Origin of the sequence: Comamonas sp. 4034, from assembly GCF_050434545.1 — a bacterium.
GTDB classification, from domain to species: Bacteria; Pseudomonadota; Gammaproteobacteria; order Burkholderiales; family Burkholderiaceae_C; genus Comamonas; species Comamonas odontotermitis.
Map to the genome: position 1 here is coordinate 74,164 of NZ_JBNDIT010000014.1, position 18,465 is coordinate 92,628.

Annotated in this window: 19 protein-coding genes; 10 read left to right on the top strand and 9 right to left on the bottom strand. The window is 64.4% G+C overall.

Going from position 1 to position 18,465, the window contains the following annotated elements; all coding sequences use genetic code 11:
• The first annotated feature begins 20 nt into the window (after positions 1 to 20).
• Genes ABIE32_RS15410 through pdxY form a run of 3 tightly spaced genes read left to right on the top strand, consistent with a single transcriptional unit; the run spans position 21 to position 2,874 of the window.
• Positions 21 to 887, top strand: a complete 867-nt coding sequence (locus ABIE32_RS15410; protein WP_429017456.1) for a LysR family transcriptional regulator — start codon at positions 21 to 23, stop codon at positions 885 to 887.
• 29 nt (positions 888 to 916) lie between these two features.
• Positions 917 to 1,969: an NAD(P)H-dependent flavin oxidoreductase gene (locus tag ABIE32_RS15415; protein ID WP_429017458.1), complete on the top strand. Its 1,053-nt coding sequence runs from the start codon at positions 917 to 919 to the stop codon at positions 1,967 to 1,969.
• A 29-nt stretch (positions 1,970 to 1,998) separates the two neighbouring features.
• Positions 1,999 to 2,874 (top strand): pyridoxal kinase PdxY, encoded by an 876-nt coding sequence (gene pdxY / locus ABIE32_RS15420; protein WP_429017460.1) that lies wholly within the window; start codon positions 1,999 to 2,001, stop codon positions 2,872 to 2,874.
• Between the two features lie 25 nt (positions 2,875 to 2,899).
• On the opposite strand, the gene ABIE32_RS15425 is transcribed toward pdxY, so the two are convergent.
• From ABIE32_RS15425 to ABIE32_RS15440, 4 genes are all read right to left on the bottom strand, one after another.
• On the bottom strand, positions 2,900 to 4,198 hold the full coding sequence (locus ABIE32_RS15425) for an O-antigen ligase family protein (protein WP_429017461.1): 1,299 nt from the start codon (positions 4,196 to 4,198) through the stop codon (positions 2,900 to 2,902).
• A complete protein-coding gene (locus ABIE32_RS15430; protein ID WP_224151024.1) occupies positions 4,195 to 5,007 on the bottom strand; it encodes a glycosyltransferase family 2 protein in 813 nt (270 codons plus the stop codon). The genes ABIE32_RS15425 and ABIE32_RS15430 overlap by 4 nt, the downstream gene beginning before the upstream one ends.
• Positions 5,008 to 5,214 (bottom strand): zinc-finger domain-containing protein, encoded by a 207-nt coding sequence (locus ABIE32_RS15435; protein ID WP_224151023.1) that lies wholly within the window; start codon positions 5,212 to 5,214, stop codon positions 5,008 to 5,010. It lies immediately after the preceding gene.
• Positions 5,215 to 5,454: 240 nt separating this feature from the next.
• Entirely contained in the window at positions 5,455 to 5,886 is a 432-nt protein-coding gene (locus ABIE32_RS15440; RefSeq protein ID WP_429017463.1) for a glycerate kinase, read from the bottom strand.
• A 222-nt stretch (positions 5,887 to 6,108) separates the two neighbouring features.
• Between ABIE32_RS15440 and ABIE32_RS15445 the strand changes: the two genes are divergently transcribed.
• The 5 genes from ABIE32_RS15445 to ABIE32_RS15465 all read left to right on the top strand — a co-directional run bounded on the left by ABIE32_RS15445 (position 6,109) and on the right by ABIE32_RS15465 (position 11,001).
• Positions 6,109 to 6,828, top strand: a complete 720-nt coding sequence (locus ABIE32_RS15445; protein ID WP_224151021.1) for a MarC family protein — start codon at positions 6,109 to 6,111, stop codon at positions 6,826 to 6,828.
• A gap of 89 nt (positions 6,829 to 6,917) precedes the next feature.
• Positions 6,918 to 7,352, top strand: a complete 435-nt coding sequence (locus ABIE32_RS15450; RefSeq protein ID WP_377780064.1) for a pyrimidine dimer DNA glycosylase/endonuclease V — start codon at positions 6,918 to 6,920, stop codon at positions 7,350 to 7,352.
• Entirely contained in the window at positions 7,349 to 8,818 is a 1,470-nt protein-coding gene (locus tag ABIE32_RS15455) for a S1C family serine protease (RefSeq protein ID WP_429017465.1), read from the top strand. Before ABIE32_RS15450 ends, ABIE32_RS15455 begins: the two co-directional genes overlap by 4 nt.
• A complete protein-coding gene (locus ABIE32_RS15460) occupies positions 8,815 to 9,912 on the top strand; it encodes an FHA domain-containing protein (RefSeq protein WP_429017467.1) in 1,098 nt (365 codons plus the stop codon). Before ABIE32_RS15455 ends, ABIE32_RS15460 begins: the two co-directional genes overlap by 4 nt.
• Positions 9,913 to 9,996: 84 nt before the next feature.
• Positions 9,997 to 11,001, top strand: coding sequence for an aldo/keto reductase (locus tag ABIE32_RS15465; RefSeq protein WP_429017469.1), 1,005 nt, complete (start codon positions 9,997 to 9,999; stop codon positions 10,999 to 11,001).
• Positions 11,002 to 11,052: 51 nt separating this feature from the next.
• Here ABIE32_RS15465 and ABIE32_RS15470 read toward each other — a convergent pair whose 3' ends face one another.
• Positions 11,053 to 11,745, bottom strand: a complete 693-nt coding sequence (locus ABIE32_RS15470; protein WP_429017471.1) for a phytanoyl-CoA dioxygenase family protein — start codon at positions 11,743 to 11,745, stop codon at positions 11,053 to 11,055.
• Between the two features lie 3 nt (positions 11,746 to 11,748).
• Positions 11,749 to 13,134 carry a DNA repair protein RadA gene (gene radA / locus ABIE32_RS15475; RefSeq protein WP_224151012.1) on the bottom strand — a complete coding sequence of 462 codons (1,386 nt, stop codon included), beginning with the start codon at positions 13,132 to 13,134 and terminating at the stop codon, positions 11,749 to 11,751.
• 155 nt (positions 13,135 to 13,289) lie between these two features.
• On the opposite strand from radA, the gene ABIE32_RS15480 reads away from it, so the two are divergent.
• Complete coding sequence (locus ABIE32_RS15480; protein ID WP_429017473.1) at positions 13,290 to 13,910, top strand: glutathione S-transferase family protein; 621 nt, start codon at positions 13,290 to 13,292, stop codon at positions 13,908 to 13,910.
• Between the two features lie 67 nt (positions 13,911 to 13,977).
• Here ABIE32_RS15480 and ABIE32_RS15485 read toward each other — a convergent pair whose 3' ends face one another.
• A complete protein-coding gene (locus ABIE32_RS15485; RefSeq protein WP_429017475.1) occupies positions 13,978 to 14,814 on the bottom strand; it encodes a substrate-binding domain-containing protein in 837 nt (278 codons plus the stop codon).
• A gap of 9 nt (positions 14,815 to 14,823) precedes the next feature.
• On the opposite strand from ABIE32_RS15485, the gene ABIE32_RS15490 reads away from it, so the two are divergent.
• Positions 14,824 to 15,894, top strand: coding sequence for an ADP-ribosylglycohydrolase family protein (locus ABIE32_RS15490; protein ID WP_429017476.1), 1,071 nt, complete (start codon positions 14,824 to 14,826; stop codon positions 15,892 to 15,894).
• On the opposite strand, the gene ABIE32_RS15495 is transcribed toward ABIE32_RS15490, so the two are convergent.
• Together ABIE32_RS15495 and ABIE32_RS15500 are read right to left on the bottom strand one after the other, a co-directional pair.
• The gene (locus ABIE32_RS15495) at positions 15,858 to 17,396 is read right to left on the bottom strand and encodes an ABC transporter substrate-binding protein (RefSeq protein ID WP_429017522.1); all 1,539 of its coding nucleotides are present in this window, start codon (positions 17,394 to 17,396) and stop codon (positions 15,858 to 15,860) included. The genes ABIE32_RS15490 and ABIE32_RS15495 overlap by 37 nt on opposite strands.
• Positions 17,397 to 17,586: 190 nt before the next feature.
• Entirely contained in the window at positions 17,587 to 18,432 is an 846-nt protein-coding gene (locus ABIE32_RS15500) for a hypothetical protein (RefSeq protein WP_429017478.1), read from the bottom strand.
• Positions 18,433 to 18,465: the final 33 nt, after the last annotated feature.

Here is an 18,465-nt window from a genome sequence, read left to right on the forward strand (position 1 = left end):
GATAGATATTTTTACCAACCATGCTCGATCTTGCCTCGCTCTCCATTTTTCTGCAGGTTGCCGAAGCGGGCAGCATCACGCGTGCCGCGCAGCAGTTGGGGCGCGTGCAGTCCAATGTGACGACGCGCATCCAGCAGTTGGAGGAATCCCTGGGCGTGCCGCTCTTTGTGCGCGAGGCCCGGCGCATGGTGCTGACCCCCGAAGGCCTGCGCCTGCAGCGCTACGCCGGGCAGTTGCTGTCGCTGGCCGAAGAGGCCGAGCAGAACCTGCGCGCCGATGCGCCGAGCGGCCGGCTGCGCCTGGGCTCGATGGAAAGCACCGCCGCCGTGCGCCTGCCGCAGCCGCTGGCGCAGTTCCACCGCAGCCATCCCGATGTGCAACTGGTGCTGTCCACCGCGCCCTCGCGCCAGCTGGTGGAGCAGTTGCTGGACCACGCGCTGGACGCCGCCCTGGTGGCCTGGCCGGCCCCCGACCTGGGCGAGCCACTGCCGCTGACGCTGGAGCCCCTGTACGAAGAGCCGCTACGCCTGCTGTTGCCTGCCGGTAGCACGGAGCGCGACGCCCCGTCGACCCTGGCCGCCTTCACCGATGGTTGCACCTACCGCCGCATTGGCGAGGACTGGATGCAAAAGACGCGTGGTGCGCCTCCTGCGCAAGTGCTGCAGCTGCATTCGTACTACGCCATTCTCGCCAGCGTAGCCGCTGGCAGCGCGGTAGCCGTGGCGCCACAGGCTGTGCTCGACCTGCAACGCGACCCCTTGCCCATCACCACCTTGCCGCTGGCCCCCTGCACCACCATGTTCATCACCCGCAGTGGTTATCGCACACCGGCGGTGCAGCAATTGCTATCTGTTTTGAAATCACACCGCTCGCCAGATGCGCGATAGCGATCGTTTTGACCTTGAAGGATGACGCCATGCCAACTGCACTGATGCAACAACTGGGCCTGCACCTGCCTGTGGTGCAAGGCCCGATGACCGGGTCCGACAGCCCCGCGCTGGCGGCTGCCGTCTCCGCCGGCGGCGGGCTGGGTTCGCTCGGCTGCGGCATGCGCTCGCCCCAGGCCATGCGCGAGGCCGCTGCTGCCGTGCGCGCGCAGACGCAGCAACCCTTTGCGATGAATCTGTTCGTGCAGGCCACACCTACACCCGATCCCGCACAGGTGCAGCGCGCCATGCAACGCCTGGCGCCGTTCTATGCGCGCTTTGGCACCGAGCCCACGCTGCCCGCGCAGTGGTGCGAGGATTTTGCACAGCAGCTGAATACCCTGATCGAGTTGCGCCCGGCCGTGGCCAGTTTCACCTTCGGGATTCTGGAAGCAGCCCAGGTGCAGCGCCTGCATGCCGCAGGCATTGCCGTATGGGGCACCGCCACCACGGTGGCCGAGGCGCTGGCCTGGCAGGCCGTGGGCGCCGATGCGGTGATCGCCAGCGGCCTCGAAGCTGGTGGCCACCGAGGCACCTTCCTGGCCGACTACGCCTCGTCGATGGTCGCCACACTGCCGCTGGTGCGCGATTGCGTGCTGCAGTTGCAAGTGCCGGTGATTGCCGCAGGCGGCATCGTGGATGGCGCGGGCATTGCCGCTGCGCTCGCGCTGGGCGCGCAGGCCGTGCAAATGGGCACGGCCTTCCTCGTCTGCCCGGAATCGGCCATCAACGCCGCATACCGCGCCGCACTGGCCGGAGCACATGCGACGGACACCGTCACCACGCGCACCATCTCGGGCCGCCCGGCACGCGGTGTCCGCAATGCCATGATCAGCGCGCTGGAGCCCGACGAGGCCGATATTCCGGCCTACCCGGTCCAGAACGCGCTGACAGGCGCACTGCGCAAGCTCGCTGGTGCAGCGGGCGATGCGCAATACCTGTCGCTTTGGGCCGGGCAGGGCGTGGCGCAGGCGCGCGCCCTGCCTGCCGCACAGCTTTTACAGCACCTGCAAGACGAGTGGCGCGCCGCTGGCGGACAATAGGCGCTCTCTTTTTTACAAGGATTGCCGCCGTGAGCACCCCTGCCAAACCCATCATCCTGTCCATCCAATCCCACGTGGCCTGGGGCTATGTGGGCAACTCGGCGGCGGTGTTCGCGCTGCAGCGCCTGGGTTTTGAGGTGCTGCAGGTGCACACGGTGCTGTTTTCCAACCACACGGGCTATGGCCAGTTTCGCGGCCAGATCCTGAGCGCAGAGCACATCCAGAGCATCCTGACCGGCCTGCGCGAGCGTGGCGTGCTGCACAAGGTGGGCGCGGTGCTGTCGGGCTACCTGGGCAATGCGGAAACCGGCAGCGTCATTCTCGACGCGGTGGGCGACATCCGGCACGCCAACCCGCAACTGCGCTACCTGTGCGATCCGGTGATGGGTGATGTCGGGCGCGGCCTGTTCGTGAACCCTGCCATCCCCAATTTCCTGCGTGACCAGGCCATTCCGTTTGCCAACATCATCACGCCCAACCAGTTTGAATTTGAGTTGCTGACCGGCGCCAAGCTCGCCAGCGTTGGCGAAGCCGTCGCCGTGGCCCGCCAGCTGCGTGGCCGTGGGCCGGACACCATCATCATCACCAGCCTGGCCACACCCGACATCGCGGCCGACCAGCTTGGCACGCTGGCCGTCAACGGCACAGGCGCCTGGCTGGTGACCACGCCCCGCATCGACCTGCATCCGCTGCCCAATGGCATGGGCGATGTGTTTGCCGCCACCCTGCTGGGCCGACTGGTGGACGGGAAAGCCCTACCCCAGGCCCTGGAGCTGGCAACGGCTACCCTATATTCGCTGGTGAAGGCCACAACGCCCGGCTCGCGCGATCTGCCGCTGATTGCCGAGCAGATGCAACTCGTGGAGCCTGCCGCGCACTTTGCTGCGCAGGCAATTGCACTGTGAGGATTGCGTCGTGAGCGATCAGCCCTCAGGGCTTTTGAGAACCGCACGCCAAAGATAGTGCGCGCTCACGCCCAATCAGCGCACCCAGCAGCACCACCAGCATGTATACATAGAACATGTGCCCGCTGTTATGGGCAAAGAAGACCTGGGTCAGGCCGAAACCCATGTAGCACAGCGGCACCATCGTGCCCAGCATGCGCAGATAGAGAATCTGGCGATCCATCGGCGTGCCAGGGCACTGGGCCATGCGCCGCTGCGTGGGCCAGAAGATGGCCAGCGGCACTGCATAGAAAACCAGAAGCAGCGCCACGCCAATGAGCCCGCGCTTGGCAAACATGTCCAGCACCTCGTTGTGCGCATGGTCGTAGCCCAGCACCGACGCGCTGGCACGCCCCGCCTGCACGCGGTGCTCCTTTTCATCGATATAGCCCTGCAAACCCCAGCCGGTCAGCGGCTTGTCGCGCCCCATCTCCCAGGCCAGTTGCCAGTGCGCCAGCCGCTGGCCCACCGAGGTCTGCGCGGCGCCCTGGTGCTGCTCCTGGTACTGCTCCACCTCGGTCACTGCCGTGTGGTAGCGCTGCGCCATCTCTGCGCCCTTGACGGCCACCAACCCACCGATGCCGATGACTGCAGCCACCAGCCCCAGGCCCACGGGTTTGCGCAGGCCGCAGCGCCACAGCATCAACGCCCCCATCAGCAGCACCACGGGCAGCACGATCCAGCTGCCGCGCGTATCCGACAGAACAACCGCCAGCAGGCCAAACAGGCTGCACACCAGTCCCAGCGCGCGCTGCCAGGCCGCCAGCGAACGCCACAGCAGCAATACGCCAAAGCAGCAGCCCAGCGCCAGAATGAGCGCCAGACCGCTGAACTGGATTGCATTGGTAAAGCCATTGGCCCGGTGCGCGTCGGTCCATCCCGCCTGCCAGGCGGCCACCAGGCCTGCGCCCAGGGCACCGGCCAGCATGCCCCAGCCCAGCGGGCGTACCTTGGGCGCATACAGCTGCAGGAAGCCCAGGCCGGCAATGGCGAACAGGTACTTGTAGAACTGGTCGTTGCGCGGCTTGAGCGACCAGCCATCAAAGCTCAATGACCACAGTACGCCCATGACAGCAATCAGGCCGCCCAGCAGCACGGCCCGCCGGTCCCAGGGCTGGCCCCACCACTGGCGCACGAACACCAGCGCGGCCAGCGCCAGCACCGCAGCCCCGACCGAATAGCCCGAAGGCACGGACAGCGCCACGCCCGGCACCAGGAAAGCGGCCAGCTGGCTGGCCCGCAAGGCCAGCGTGGATGCAGGCGGCACGGCCGCCGCGCGCGTCATCGGCGTACGTCTCCGCTCAGGTAAGGTCGGTCGTAGGCCAGCGCCACATAGCGGAAAAAGCTCTCCAGCGCGACGAACACGCAGTACAGAAAGCCCGCGCCGCCGCACAGAAAGCCAAAATGCAGGATATAGAGGCGCAGAAACATCGCCACCGACGAGGCCATGCCCCGCCAGATGCCACCGCTCGCGCCTTCCTGCGCACGCTTGGCAGCGCCGAGCATGGCGTACTGGGTGAGTTTTTCCAGGCTGGAATGCACGGTATTGCGCGAGTAATGCAGCAGCGGCGTCTTCATCAGATGGCGCGGCACATCGCCGCGCGAGAGCTGCGCCTCTTCGTGCACCACGCCGGTGTATTCGCGCAGCAGGCCACGCCAGAACAGGCGCTCGACCTTGGCGGTGGAGCGCAGGTACTTCAGTTCCTTGCCAAAGGCCACCATGCGCCAGCGCACCATCCAGATGGCTTCGGTGCCCGATTGCACGATGGCCTGCAGTTCTTCGCGGAACGCGGGCGAAATGACTTCATCCGCGTCCAGAAAGAAGACGTAGTCGCCCGTGGCATGCGCGAGCAGGCGGTTGCGCTGCACGGCAAAGCCCTGCCAGTCGTCGTAGCGGTAGACCTGGGCTCCCTGCTCGCAGGCGATGGCGGTGGTGCGGTCCGTACTGCCGCTGTCCACCACGATCACCTGGTCTGCAAACGAGGCGCTGCTGATGCAGGCCTTGATGTTGTCTTCCTCGTTCAGCGTCAGGATGCCAATGGTCAGCGTCAGCTTGCGGGAAGCTGCAGCACCGCCCAATGGAGAGTTTGTCACTCAATGGCCGCCGTGGAAGGTTTCACCTGCCTTGAGTCGATACACGGTGCCGCAGTACGGGCACTTGGCCTCGCCGGAGTGGCCCACGTCCAGAAAGACGCGGGGGTGGCCGTTCCACAGCTTCATATCCGCCTTGGGATTGGGACAGAACACGCCGCCCTGCGCGTTCAGATCTTTGGCCAGCAACTCAACAACTGCCTGCGTCATGGTGTTCAAACTTTCCTGTGCTTGCCAGGCGCCCCTTTGCCCTGGCAACGATCGATGATTGTGCGAGACGAGTGGCCCGGTATCTGGCACCCGTCTTCATGCTGGGCTGAGATTTTACGTGGACGGGAGCCCGCTTTACACAATATGAGGGATTGCCTACCCCCCTGAGTACCTGACCAAGGCAGCCGCCTACCCCGCGCCGGGCACTGGCAAGGCCCTTTTGTTACAAATTCTGCGCCCTCAATCCAGGTTGCCGGGGCCTGCAATGGGCGCGGATTCCGCCACTGCAGGGCGCTCCAGCGCCCATTTGCGCAGCCGTCCACCCACAAATTCACAAGTCACGGTCGAGTCCGTGTTGTCGCGCCACACAAAGACTTCAGGCTGCTCCAGGTCCTTGGACTGGCGCAGGCCGAGCGAGCGCGTCATCGCCACCACGTGCACCAGCGGCATCTGGGGCTTGAGCTTGGCGTTGAGCATGACGGCACTGGCCACATAGCCCAGCGGGCGCTCGGAAGCGCGCTTCATGATCGTCATCAAGCGGGTGAAATGCAGCATCAGCCACATCACGATGCCGCCGCCCACGGCCAGCACCCCCATCCATTTGTAATTTTGGTAAGCAGCCCCCAGCAGCACCAGCAAACCAATGGGAATCAGTATGTTTCTCCAGTTCATGGGGCGCTATTGTCCACTGCCGGGCGGGCAGTGCCAACGCCAGGGGCCAATTGACCGGGCTCCGTTGGGTAGCTGCCGAAGGTAGCTACAGCGGGCAGTGCAAATTTCGACCTGCGGGCAACGCGTCCTCTTCTGGTTTGTCCCTACAACCCGGTATCTGCCTCTGGCGCGCACAGGCGTTGGCTGGCATGCTTGCGCGCTATATCTTTTTGAACCGCTTTCATGTCTCTGAGTTTCGCCATCGCCTTTGCCGCCTTCAGCAAGAGTTTTCTGCTGGTGGTCGCCACCATGCTGCCCATCCTCAACCCGGTCAGCGTGTCTGCGATCTTTCTGACCCTGACCGAGGGCGCATCACACGAAACCCGGCGGGCCATTGCCACGCGCATTGCCATCAATGTCACCTTGCTGATCATCTTCTTCATGCTGATCGGCTCGTACATGCTGGAAATGTTCGGCCTGTCAATCGACATCGTGCGCCTGGGCGGGGGCCTCCTGGTGGCAGTGATCGGCTGGAACATGATCAACACCAACTCCTCCGAAGGCCGGACCGAGAAGCTGGCCGAGGCCTTCACCCCCGAGATGGCACGCCGCCGCGCCTTCTACCCGCTGACCTTTCCCCTCACCTATGGGCCCGGCAGCCTGGCCGCCACCATCACCATCGGTGTCAGCCTGCTGGACCGCAGCTCGCCCGCACTCACCGTCGTCAACGTCATCGGCGCCACGGTCGGCAGCATTGTGGTGGGCGTCATCCTGCTGGTGTGCAACCGCTATGCGGACAAGCTGCTCAAGCCGCTGGGCGAGACCGGTACCATCGTCTTCCTGCGCATCTCGGCCTTCATCCTGCTGTGCCTGGGCATACAGATTGCCTGGAGCGGCCTGGGCAACCTGATCAGCGACGCCATCGAACACGGCGTGACCGAGGCCTACAAGCTGCGCAGCTGAAGCCGTGGCACACAGTGGTTTTGAAGCAATTTCAGCCACTGGCGTCCGTACCATGCGCGCAAGCACTTTTATTTTGATAGCATTCACCCATGCGTCTTTGGTCTGTGCACCCCCGGTACCTTGATCCGCAGGGCCTGGTTGCGCTGTGGCGCGAGGGCCTGCTCGCGCGCCATGTGCTCCATGGCCTCACCAAGGGCTATCGCAATCACCCCCAGCTGAACCGCTTCAAAGCCCACGCCACGCCGCAGTTGGCCATCGATGCCTACCTGTGGGCCGTGCAGCAGCAGGCCACCGAGCGCGGCTACCGTTTTGACAGCAGCAAGCTCGGCCCCAACTCCGTAGTGGCGCCCATTGCCGTCACCAGCGGCCAGATGGCCTACGAATGGGAACACCTGCTGCGCAAGCTGCAGGCACGCAACCCGGCGCTGTGGGAGCAATGGCGCCACACCACCGATCCGCAATGCCATCCTTTGCTGCAGCCGGGCCCCGGCCCGATTGCCGACTGGGAACGCCCCGAACCATGACATCCTTGACCCGAATCAACTGCTTGGCCGGCATACTGGCTGCGCTGCTGGCAGGCCCGGCCATGGCGCAGCCGCAGGCCGAAGCCGCCACGCCACTGGCCAGCACCGCGCAACCGGCCCCTACCGCCGCCCACCCGCAGGCTGCGCCTGCGGACGCGGCAGCTGCAGCAACCGCCCAGCCACCATCTCGCCCGGCCGTTTCGGTCGCTGATGCACCGTTGCCGCCGCCCTCGCCCGACGCCCAGCAGGCCTATATGGCCGCGCGCGACAAACTCGTGCAGATCCGCACCCTGCGGCGCCAGACCAACACCCAAAGCAGCACCGGATCGGGCTTTTTCGTATCAGCCGATGGCCTGCTCATCACCAACTACCATGTGATCAGCCAGCTGGCGCTGGAGCCCGAACGCCACCGGGCCGTGCTGGTGGCCGTCGATGGCAAGGAAGCCCCCGTGCAGTTGCTGGCCGTGGATGCCCTGCACGACCTCGCCCTGCTGCGCATTGCCAAGGCAGACAAGGACGGCGACGCTCCCCACCACGGCGCACTTTCGCTGCGGCCCGCCAACAACCCGCTGAACGGCGGCGAGCGCATCTTTTCGCTGGGCAACCCGCTCGATGTGGGCTTTGCCATCACCGAAGGCACCTACAACGGCCTGGTACAGCGCAGCTTCTACCCCCGCATCTTCTTTGGCGGCACACTCAACCCCGGCATGAGCGGCGGCCCCGCCATCGACACCCAGGGCCGCGTGGTGGGCGTGAACGTGGCCAAGCGCCTGGGCGCCGAGCAGGTGAGCTTTCTGGTACCGGTGGAATTTGTCGAGCAGTTGCTCGCACGCAGCCGCAGTGCGGAACCCGTCAAAGGCGCGCTGCATGCCGAGCTGACCCGCCAGCTCACCGAACACCAGCAGGCCCTGACCGACCGGCTGCTCGCAGGCCCGGCGCGCACTGAGCGCTACGGCCCTTACCGCGTGCCTGTGCCATCGGAGAGCCTGGCCCGTTGCTGGGGCGATGGCCGCGAGCGACGCAGCGAATCGCTGTTCGATTTCGAGCGCAGCCAGTGCCGCATCGACAGCGAAGTCTTTACCGGCGACGGCGATGTGGGCGGCCTGGGGCTGCGCTACGAGGCCTACGACGCCCCGCGCCTGAATCCCTGGCAGTTTGCCAACACCTACAGCCAGAGCTTTGCCAACGAGCCCATGCGCAAGCGCGGCAACCGCGTGCGCACCGGCTTTGAATGCCGCGAAGACTTTGTCGCGGGCGACGCCAAACTGCCGCTGCGCGCCGTGGTCTGCATGTCGGCCTACCGCAAGTTCAGCGGCCTGTACGACCTGACCGTGCTGGCCGTCTCGGTAGACCAGCCGCGCCAGGGCGTACTGGGCAGGCTGAACGTGAGCGCCGTCAGTTTTGACAACGCCCAGCGCCTGGCCAGCCATTTCCTGCAAGGTTTTTCCAGCGAGAGTGCGCGATGAGCGAACACGATTACCCCGAGCTGACCGAAGTCGCGCCCGATACCGAAATGGCGGCCCTGGATGCCGCAGCCCCCGCGCAGCCCGCCGCTGCGCCGCCCGAAGGCGCCGTGCTGGAACTGGTGGAACGCGGCCACCGCCTGGCGCTCGCGCTGCCGGTGTTTGCCTGGCCCTGCACCATTGGCCGCGCCGCCACCGCCGATCTGGTGCTGACCGACACCAGCATCGCGCCCGAGCATGTGCGCCTGCACCGCAGCGGCGATGGCCAGTACGAAATCGAAGTGCTCGACAGCGTCAACGGCATCTGGCTGGGCAAGCGCCATTGCAGCGCGGGGGAGCGCTGCACCTGGACGCCGGGCACCCGCCTCGTTCTGGGCCGCGGCGTACAACTGGCGCTGCGCACCACGGCGCAACCATTGGCACCCACGCAGCGCTGGCGGCCCTTCTCGCGCGCGCAAGGCATGCTCACGGCCTTTGCGCTGGTAGCGCTTGCCCTGCTGGCAGCGCTGGAGACCTGGCTGGGCGCCACCGAGACCGGAACCATGGCGCGCCAGTTGCCATCCATGCTGCTGTGGCTGTTTGGCGGCCTGCTGGTGTGGTCTCTTCTCTGGTCGCTGATGGGCAAACTGTTCACGGGAGCCACCGCCTTCTGGCGCCATGTCTGCATCGCCTCGGTCGGCATGGTGACCACGGCGCTGGTGGGCAAGCTGCTGTCAGCCGGCGCATTTGCATTGTCGATGCCGCTGCTGTCGCGGTTTGACTCCAGCGTGGCCATCGCCTTGCTGGTGGTAGTGCTGTGGTTCCACCTGCGCGCGGCAACCCAGGTGGGCAGCCGCACGCTTGCCATCGCCATGCTGAGCTTGCTGGTGCTGGGCGTGGGCGCCAAGCTGGGCCTGCAATGGCAATCGCAAAAGCGCCTGGGTGACGGGCTGTACATGTCCAACCTCATGCCGCCGCAGTGGCGCATGGCGCCCACTGTACCGGTGGACCGCTTCGTGCAGGACACGGATGCCATCCGCCAGCAGTTGCAGACCCGCAGCCAGCTGGAAAAGGACGAAGACGAAGATGGCGCGGAGGAAGACAGCGGCCTCGACTGAAGCGTGCCGCCTGCGCACCCCAAGCGACAGACAGCGGTGCCGTGCATGGCTACGATAGCCCCACCATTTGCCAAAGGGATTGCCATGCACTACCGCCAACTCGGTGCCAGCCCGCTTCAGGTTTCTGCCCTGTGCCTGGGCACCATGATGTTTGCCGACCAGACCGATGCGCAGGAGGCTGCCGCCATCGTGGCCGATGCGCGCGAACGCGGCGTCAACTTCATCGACACGGCCGACATCTACAGCAAGGGCGCCTCCGAAAGCATGGTGGGCCGCCTGCTGCAAGGCCAGCGCGATGACTGGGTGCTGGCCACCAAGCTGGGCAACCCCATGGGCGACAGGCCCAACCAGGGCTACTACTCGCGCGCCTGGATGCTGCGCGAAGTAGAGGCCAGCCTGCAGCGCCTGCAAACCGACCGCATCGACATCCTCTACCTGCACCGCGACCGCGCCGGGCTGAACCTGGAAGAGCCCCTGTACGCCCTCAAGCACCTGATCGACAGCGGCAAGATTCTCTACTGGGGCATCTCCAACTTCCGCGGCTGGCGCATTGCAGAGGCCGTGTTCATCGCCCGCCAGATCGGCCTGCCGCCGCCCGTGGTGTGCCAGCCATACTACAACCTGCTCAACCGCATGCCCGAGACCGACATCCTGCCCGCTTGCCAGCATTTCGGCATCGGCGTCGTACCCTTCAGCCCGATTGCGCGTGGCGTGCTCAGCGGCAAGTACCAGCCCGGCATGGAGCCGCCCAAGGACAGCCGTGCTGGCCGCAACGATACGCGCATCATGCAGACCGAGTTCCGCCCCGAATCCCTGCTGATTGCGCAGCAGGTGCAGCAACACGCCCAGCAGCAAGGCATCAGCGCCGCACAGTTTGCCACCGCCTGGGTGCTGGCCCACCAGGCCATCAGCGCCGTCATCGCCGGCCCGCGTACCCTGCAGCAGTGGCAGGACTACCTGCCCGCGCTGGACTACCAGATAACGGTGGAAGACGAACGCCTCATCAACGGACTGGTCAGCCCAGGCCATCCATCAACGCCCGGGTACAACGATCCTGCGCACCTGTGGCCGCAGGGGCGGTTGGCTTAGGAACGGTCTGTTTGACAGCAAATGGCGTTTGTCCAACAAACGCCAGCCTGTTTATACCCAACCCGTTGTTGCAGCCCAGTCCAGTCCATAAGGCAGATGCGCAGGGCCAAACAGGAAATGCAGTACACGCCGACGGCTGCTGCCCGTGGCTTTGGACGAGGCATGCAGCAGCAGGGGCCGTATTACCAAGGCAGCCCCCACGGCAACGAGGCATGACACTTCGCCCCGTTCATTGCGCACTTCCGCTGCACGCGTACCATCCATGACACCCATGTTGTGCGAACCGGGCACCACACGCAAGGGACCGTCATCTGCGCCACAGTCGTCCAGATGCAGGCGCACCGCCACCAGTTGCTCCAGTACGTGCCGCGGAGGCTGCACAAAATGCGTCTCTTCCTTGATCGACCAACCTGTAAGCGCAGGGTGCTCGATCCTCTCTCGCACCGCAATCCCCATATCCTGGTGTAGAGCGACCAGCCAGTTGGTGTCTCGGGATTTTTCAAAATAGGTGCATTGCACGGCGATATGGCTTTCAGGAATCAGTGCAGCCAGACCATTGACTTCGCGCAATTGGGCGGCCAACTGCCTGCACCATGGCAAAGACAGCAGATGGCGCGAGCCAGGCCCATTGCCCGACCAGCCCTGAACTTCTGCCAGCGCAGTAATACATTCTTCTATGCCCAACACATCAGGCACAGTCACAAAGCCATCGCGCATGAATGCAGCCGCCAAGACAGCCTGCATTCCCTACTCCAGCCCCCGCACAATCTGCATGGCGTCGTCCACCCGCTCCACCGCATGGATGGTCAGCCCCTCGATCGGCTTTTTGGGTGCGTTGGCCTTGGGGACGACGGCGACGGTAAAGCCCAGCTTGGCGGCTTCCTTCAGGCGCTCCTGTCCGCGCGTGGCGGGGCGCACCTCGCCTGCAAGGCCCACTTCGCCGAATGCGATGAAGCCCTTGGGCAGCGCCTTGCCGCGCAGGCTGCTGGTAATGGCCAACATCACCGCCAGGTCAGCCGCAGGCTCGCCAATGCGCACGCCGCCAACGGCATTGACGAAAACGTCCTGATCAGCGCAGGCCACGCCAGCATGGCGGTTGAGCACGGCCAGCAGCATGGCGAGGCGGTCGCGGTCCAGTCCCACGGAGAGGCGGCGCGGGCTGGGGCCACCGTCATCGACCAGTGCCTGAATCTCGACCAGCAGCGGGCGCGAGCCTTCCAGGGTCACCAGCACACAACTGCCGGGTACCGGATCGGTGTGGTGCGACAAGAAAATAGCGCTCGGGTTGGAGACGCCTTTGAGGCCTTTTTCCGTCATCGCAAACACGCCGATCTCGTTGACGGCGCCAAAGCGGTTCTTGATGGCGCGCACGAGGCGGAAGCTGCTGTGCGTGTCGCCCTCAAAATACAGCACGGTGTCCACCATGTGCTCCAGCACGCGCGGGCCGGCCAGTGCCCCTTCCTTGGTCACATGGCCGACCAGGACGACGGCAATGCCGGTGCTTTTGGCCATGCGCGTGAGGTGCGCCGCGCATTCGCGCACCTGGGCCACCGAGCCGGGTGCCGAGCTGAGCTGGTCGGAGTACATGGTCTGGATCGAATCGATCACCACCACAGCGGGCTGCGTGCTCTCGCAAGTGGCCAGAATCTTTTCCAGCTGGATTTCGGACAGCACATTGACCTGGCTGTTGTCGAGCCCCAGGCGCCGCGAGCGCAGCGCCACCTGCGCGCCACTCTCCTCACCCGTCACATACAGCGCAGGCAAACCCTCACGCTGCAGCGCATCGACTGCCTGCAGCAGCAAGGTGGACTTTCCAATGCCCGGATCTCCGCCAATCAGCACCACGCCACCTTCGACAATGCCGCCGCCCAGCACCCGGTCCAGTTCGCTGATACCGCTGGGCGTGCGCGCCACATCTGTGGCTTCGATCGCCGACAGCGGGGTGACCGCCTGCGCTTGGCCGGCATAACCGGTGCGCCCGGTCTGACTCAGGCGGTTCTTGCCACCGCCTGCAGGCTCGGCCGCCGTCTCCACCAGGCTGTTCCAGGCACCGCAGCTCGGGCACTTGCCCAGCCAGCGCGGGCTCGTGCCGCCGCATTCGTTGCAGGTATAAATCGATTTGTCTTTGGCCATGTCACCGCGATTGCTGATACTGCCGCCAATGGTATACGTGCTGGCGGACCGGCACGCGACACCCTGGTTTGAAGGCTTGGTTTAGTATGAAAACCATAGCTGATGGCGCTTGATGGATGGGCGCCAACCATTGATTTTTACCCAAGGAGATTGTAATGAGCGCCCCCCTGACCCTGTACTACGCCCCCGGCACCTGCGCCCAGGCCGTGCTGATTGCGCTGCACGAAGCCGGCGCCGACTTTGAAGCCAAGCGGCTGAATATGGCCGAAGGCGAACAGCGCAGCGCCGCCTATCTGGCCATCAACCCCAAGGGCCGGGTGCCTGCGCTGCACACACCGCAGGGCGTGCTGTCGGAAACACTGGCCCTGCTTCTGTACGTGGCGCAAACCCACCCACAGGCCAGGCTCGCGCCGTTGGACGACCCCTTCCGCCTCGCGCATATGCAGGAATTCAACAGCTTCCTCGCCTCGACCGTACATATCAACCACGCCCATCGCCCCCGTGCAGCACGCTGGGCAGACGACGAGGCCGCGCACAAAGCCATGCAGGCCAAGGTGCCGCAGAACATGCGCGATGCCTTCACCCTCATCGAACAACACTACCTGGGCGACCAGACCTGGGTACTGGGCGACGAGTACTCCGTCGCCGACCCTTACCTCTTCACCATGGCCGGTTGGCTCAAGAGCGACGGCGTCGATATCCAGGAGTTCCCGCGTGTGGCTGCGCATTTCGAGCGCGTCAAGGCCCGGCCTGCGGTGCAGCGGGCGCTGGCTTGAGCCAGACGTCTGGTGGCGGGTGAATGCGATCAGAACGACAGCTTTCAACACCCGACCGATAAACCGATCAACGCTCCTGGCGCCCTGCTGCGGGAGCCTCCCAGCCCGTTCCTGCCCAGTCGTGCTGCGCAGCTTCGCGCTGGTAGAAGCGGGCCAGCGCCTGCGCACCGGCTGCGCTGGGCGCGTGCGCCGCAATGGCCACGCCATACACGGCAGCATAGGCCAGTGGCGCTGGCAGGTCACCGACGATGCGAATACCGCCTGACTGCTGCAGCTCGCTGCGCAATTGCAGGCCCAGCTCGGCATCCCCCCGCGCCACCAATTGCGCCACCTGCGGGCCGAACACCTTGATGCTCTTGGGCAGCACGGTATCCGCCATGCCCAGTTGGGGCAGCAACTGCTTTTCGATGAAGGCGCTGCCTTCTGAAGACGGGTAGGCAATCGCCCGCGCCGACTGCAACAGCGCGCGCACATCCTGCTCGCTCTGCAGTGGCGGGAGTGTTCGGCCCGCCGCCACGGCAGCCGCCAGCGGCGTCTGCACCACCGGCAGCAGGCTGCCCCGCCGCACCAGCCCCTGGGCCTGTAATTGCTCCAGCACCGCAACCGGTGCCACCACCACATCCACCGAGTCGCCTTCCTGCAGATGCGGCGCCATGGCCAGCGCAATGGCTGGAATGGTGCCGTAACCCGTCTCGGTCTGGATCTGCGTGGGAATGATGAGCCGCGCCGCCAACGCCCGATGCACATCGGCAAAGCCCTGAACCATCAGTACCTTGACGGGCAGGCTGGCGAGCGCCTCGTCATCCGGCGTTCGCTGAACACCCGGCCCATCAGACGCACAGCCCGCCAGCACGGCAGCGGCCAGACAGAGCAGGAAAGAGCGGCGGCGGTGCATGGATGGCATGCGTTGATTATGGGCGCAATCCCCCATGATCCCTCACCTCTCAGAAATACCAAATATCTGCCAAATCACCGTCGATATTTCAAACATTCTCGTTCTTCAAACAAAATGACTGAACCCGATATTCAAAGTCGTATCACTGGATCTTTACTGGGATTGGCGCTTGGCGATGCGCTAGGAGCTCCTTATGAAGGCAGCTGGGCAGAGCAATTGCTGTGGCGTGCGTTGGGGCGCACGCGAGATGGCCGAATCCGATTCACCGATGACACACAGATGAGCATCGATCTACTTGAGTCGCTACTTGCGTGTGGTTCCTGGTGCCCCGATGATGCAGCTGCGCGCTTTGCCCACAGCTATCGCTGGAACCGGGGCTATGGGCCTGGCGCCGCCAAAGTCCTCAAACGCATCCGCGCAGGTGTCCCATGGCAAGAAGCACGTCTGCATGTGTTTCCACAGGGCTCATGGGGCAATGGCGGCGCCATGCGTGCGCCAGTCATGGCCTTATGGGCTGGGCAACTTGGTTGCCCTTCGGCGGTGACCCTGGCACGCGAACAAGCGGCCATTACCCATGCCCATGAATTGGCACAGGATGGCGCAGCACTGGTTGCCGCAGCCGTGCATCTGGCATTGTTCATCGAAGTTAGGTCTTTCAAGCCCAGTGGCTGGCCGCAGCAAGTGGCAGAGCAAGCACAGTTGCACTCACGTGCGACGTGGCATCAGCGCCTTAGACAGGCGACCAGTTGGCTTGACGGTTCACAGGATCCCCCCGACGCGAAAGTCGTAGCGCGGGTTCTGGGCAACGGTATAGTCGCCATCGATTCCTGTGTATCTGCCCTCTATGTAGCTGCACGCTTCATGACCCAGGATTTTGATGCCATGCTGCGCTATATCCAGCAGATGCAGGGCGATGTGGACACCATCGCAGCAATGGCAGCAAGTATCTATGGCGCCGCACGCGGCATCACTGCGCTACCCGCCCAGCACTTGCAAGGACTAGAAGGCGAAGCTGCTTTGCGCAAACTTGCAAAGCAGCTTTCTGATCAGACTCAGTTCCCTACCTTCAACGCACGCCAATCAATATAGTTGTCTGCCCGCGTCGGAATCTGCACTTTCTTGGCCGTGGCCCAGGGCGTGATCAGGTTGAACAGCGGGATGTGCGAGATGGCCTGGTGTTCGTTCAGGAGCACCTTTTCAATCAGCTGGTTGCGCAGCTTCAGATCGGTTTCGGTCTTGACCCGCTCGATCATCGCGTCCTGTTGCGGGTTGGATGCACGGCCCAGGTTGAAGTTGCCGTCACCACCGCCGCCTGGCGAGCGGATCAGCGCCTGCAGGCTGTAGTAGGCATCAAACGTGGGTACCGACCAGCCCAGCAGGTAGACACTGGCCTCGTAGCGCTGGATCATCGGAAAATAGGTGGCAAACGGCTGCGTGCGCAGCTTGGCCCTGATACCCACCTTTGCCCATTGCGCGCTGATGGCCTGGCACAGCGCCTCGTCGCTCGGGTAACGGCCCGCAGGGCACGAGAATTCCACTTCGAAGCCATCGGGATAGCCCGCCTGCGCAAGCAGCTTCTTCGATGCCTCCGGGTTGAATGCCAGGCGCTTGTCGACCTGCGGGGTCCAGCCGTTCACATGGTGGGCGATCAAGGTGCCGGTGGGCTGGGCGAGGCCGCGCATCACCACGCGCTGGATGGTGCCCATGTCAATCGCCTGGTAGAGCGCCTGGCGCACGCGCACGTCCTTGAACGGGTTCTTGCCCTTGACGCTGGAATGCTCCAGTTCATCGCGGTACTGGTCCATCCCCAGGAACATGGTGCGGTCCGCTGCCGATTCGAGCACCTGCAGATTGGGCGCCTGCTTGATGCGCTGCAGATCGTTCATGCTCGGGTCGATGATGAAATCGACTTCGCCCGACAACAGCGCTGCCGTGCGCGTGGCATCCGATTTGATGGGCGTGTATACCGCCTCGGTCACATTGGTGGGGTACTTGCCCTTGCCCCACCAGTGAGGGTTGGCCTTGAGGACCAGGCGCGAATCGGGCGACCATGAATCGAGCACGAGTGGTCCGGTGCCCAGGGCATGGCGGTGGGCATAGTTCTCATCCTTGGCCTTGATGTCCTTGGGCACGGTGGAGTTGTTTTTCTCGGCCCAGGGTTTGCTCATGATACGCAGCTCGGTCAGCTGGTTCACCAGCACCGGGTTGGGCACGTCCGAGAAGATATCGACGGTGGTTGGGTTCACCACTTCCACGCGGTCGATGCCCTGCGTATAGACCACGAAACCCGAGGTCTTGGCCTTGGCGCGCTCCAGCGAAAACTTCACGTCATCGGCCGTCAGCGGCGATCCGTCGCTGAAGGTGACGCCTTCGCGCAAGGTGACGCGCAGCTGCTTGGGGTTGATGCGCTCCCATTTGGCGGCCAGCGACGGCTCTGGCTTCTGGGTCTGGCTGTTGTATTCGACCAGCGCCTCATACACCGCACGGTGCACCGAATTGTTGACGCCGACATTCTGCGCATGGATGTCCCAGGACGACAGATCGGCAGAGCGTGTCCAGCGGAAGGTGGACGCCTGAGCGGGCAGCGCCATGGCTGCAAGCGCGCCGGCAACCGCCAGTGCCGATGCCGCCCGGGTCAGGGCCGCTCGGTGCTGCAAGAATGTGGTGGGATACATCACAGATTCCTTCTTATTCATACCAAAACCAAACCCGTACTATGGCAGCGAAACCGCGGGTTACCAACAAACCTTTGGTTGTATCCATATGGTCGGCATCTGCCCGTCAGCGCGAGTCCCGGACATGGGTGACCACCTCGCGCAAGGTGTCTGCCTCGGGCACCCACCAGTCGGCCAACGCTCCGACAGCCACAGCGCATACCAGGGCGCCCAGCAGCGGCTTCCAGGTCAGCTTTACCGCAGAGGCCAGCCAGCCCGCGCGCTCCACACGTACCAGCGCGCGCGCCGTCATCATCGAAAAAGCCAGCTCGACTGCCACCGTCAGCAGTACATCCACCCCGAAGTACAGCCACAGCAGGGCACCGAGGCCAAAAAAGGCCAGCACCAAGCCCGCAAAGACGGCAAGGATCGGCACGATCACGATGCCTTCATCTCCACCGCCAATATCGCCAATGTCCACGCTGTCAACCCAGGAGCCGCTGCCGCCCTGGGGCACATCTGCCGCGCTGCTCCAGTTGCCCGACGCGCCACCGCCGCCAAAATCGCCGCCGCCACCCGACTGCACATCGGAGGTGCCATGGTGGTGGTGCAGATCAGGAAACCCATCAAGAACATCCGGGCCGTCTGCCGAAGACTCCTCGCGCCTGCGCTCGTATGCGTTGCGCACCAGATAGGCTGCCCACAGCCGCAGCACCGCCAGATACACGGCATAACCCACGCCCAGGCTTGCGGCGTAGCGCACCGCCATCGATTCCACCCCCGCCTTCAGCATGGCAGCGGTTACCACCCACATCACCAACAGTACCAGCAAGCCCATGCACAGGCCATGCATGCGCAACCAGTGTTTTTGCTGCAAGGCAGCGGCCATGCGCTGGGGCTGCATGCGCAGCGCCCACCAGCTCGAATAGCGCCGTGCATGGTGGCCGGGGCGGCGTTTGGGTGTTGGTGCCAACGGCTTGAGGGAAGGAGTGAGGACGCCCGCAGT

What these genes read in the sequence shown, in the direction of transcription:
- ABIE32_RS15440 (WP_429017463.1), bottom strand. Translation starts at nt 5,886, where the DNA reads ATGAACTGGAGAAACATACTGATTCCCATTGGTTTGCTGGTGCTGCTG.
- ABIE32_RS15455 (WP_429017465.1), top strand. Translation starts at nt 7,349, where the DNA reads ATGACATCCTTGACCCGAATCAACTGCTTGGCCGGCATACTGGCTGCG.
- ABIE32_RS15435 (WP_224151023.1), bottom strand. Translation starts at nt 5,214, where the DNA reads ATGACGCAGGCAGTTGTTGAGTTGCTGGCCAAAGATCTGAACGCGCAG.
- ABIE32_RS15485 (WP_429017475.1), bottom strand. Translation starts at nt 14,814, where the DNA reads ATGCCATCCATGCACCGCCGCCGCTCTTTCCTGCTCTGTCTGGCCGCT.
- ABIE32_RS15490 (WP_429017476.1), top strand. Translation starts at nt 14,824, where the DNA reads ATGGGCGCAATCCCCCATGATCCCTCACCTCTCAGAAATACCAAATAT.
- ABIE32_RS15410 (WP_429017456.1), top strand. Translation starts at nt 21, where the DNA reads ATGCTCGATCTTGCCTCGCTCTCCATTTTTCTGCAGGTTGCCGAAGCG.
- ABIE32_RS15495 (WP_429017522.1), bottom strand. Translation starts at nt 17,396, where the DNA reads ATGGCGCTGCCCGCTCAGGCGTCCACCTTCCGCTGGACACGCTCTGCC.
- ABIE32_RS15465 (WP_429017469.1), top strand. Translation starts at nt 9,997, where the DNA reads ATGCACTACCGCCAACTCGGTGCCAGCCCGCTTCAGGTTTCTGCCCTG.
- ABIE32_RS15480 (WP_429017473.1), top strand. Translation starts at nt 13,290, where the DNA reads ATGAGCGCCCCCCTGACCCTGTACTACGCCCCCGGCACCTGCGCCCAG.
- ABIE32_RS15445 (WP_224151021.1), top strand. Translation starts at nt 6,109, where the DNA reads ATGTCTCTGAGTTTCGCCATCGCCTTTGCCGCCTTCAGCAAGAGTTTT.
- radA (WP_224151012.1), bottom strand. Translation starts at nt 13,134, where the DNA reads ATGGCCAAAGACAAATCGATTTATACCTGCAACGAATGCGGCGGCACG.
- ABIE32_RS15460 (WP_429017467.1), top strand. Translation starts at nt 8,815, where the DNA reads ATGAGCGAACACGATTACCCCGAGCTGACCGAAGTCGCGCCCGATACC.
- ABIE32_RS15415 (WP_429017458.1), top strand. Translation starts at nt 917, where the DNA reads ATGCCAACTGCACTGATGCAACAACTGGGCCTGCACCTGCCTGTGGTG.
- ABIE32_RS15425 (WP_429017461.1), bottom strand. Translation starts at nt 4,198, where the DNA reads ATGACGCGCGCGGCGGCCGTGCCGCCTGCATCCACGCTGGCCTTGCGG.
- ABIE32_RS15450 (WP_377780064.1), top strand. Translation starts at nt 6,918, where the DNA reads ATGCGTCTTTGGTCTGTGCACCCCCGGTACCTTGATCCGCAGGGCCTG.
- ABIE32_RS15470 (WP_429017471.1), bottom strand. Translation starts at nt 11,745, where the DNA reads ATGCAGGCTGTCTTGGCGGCTGCATTCATGCGCGATGGCTTTGTGACT.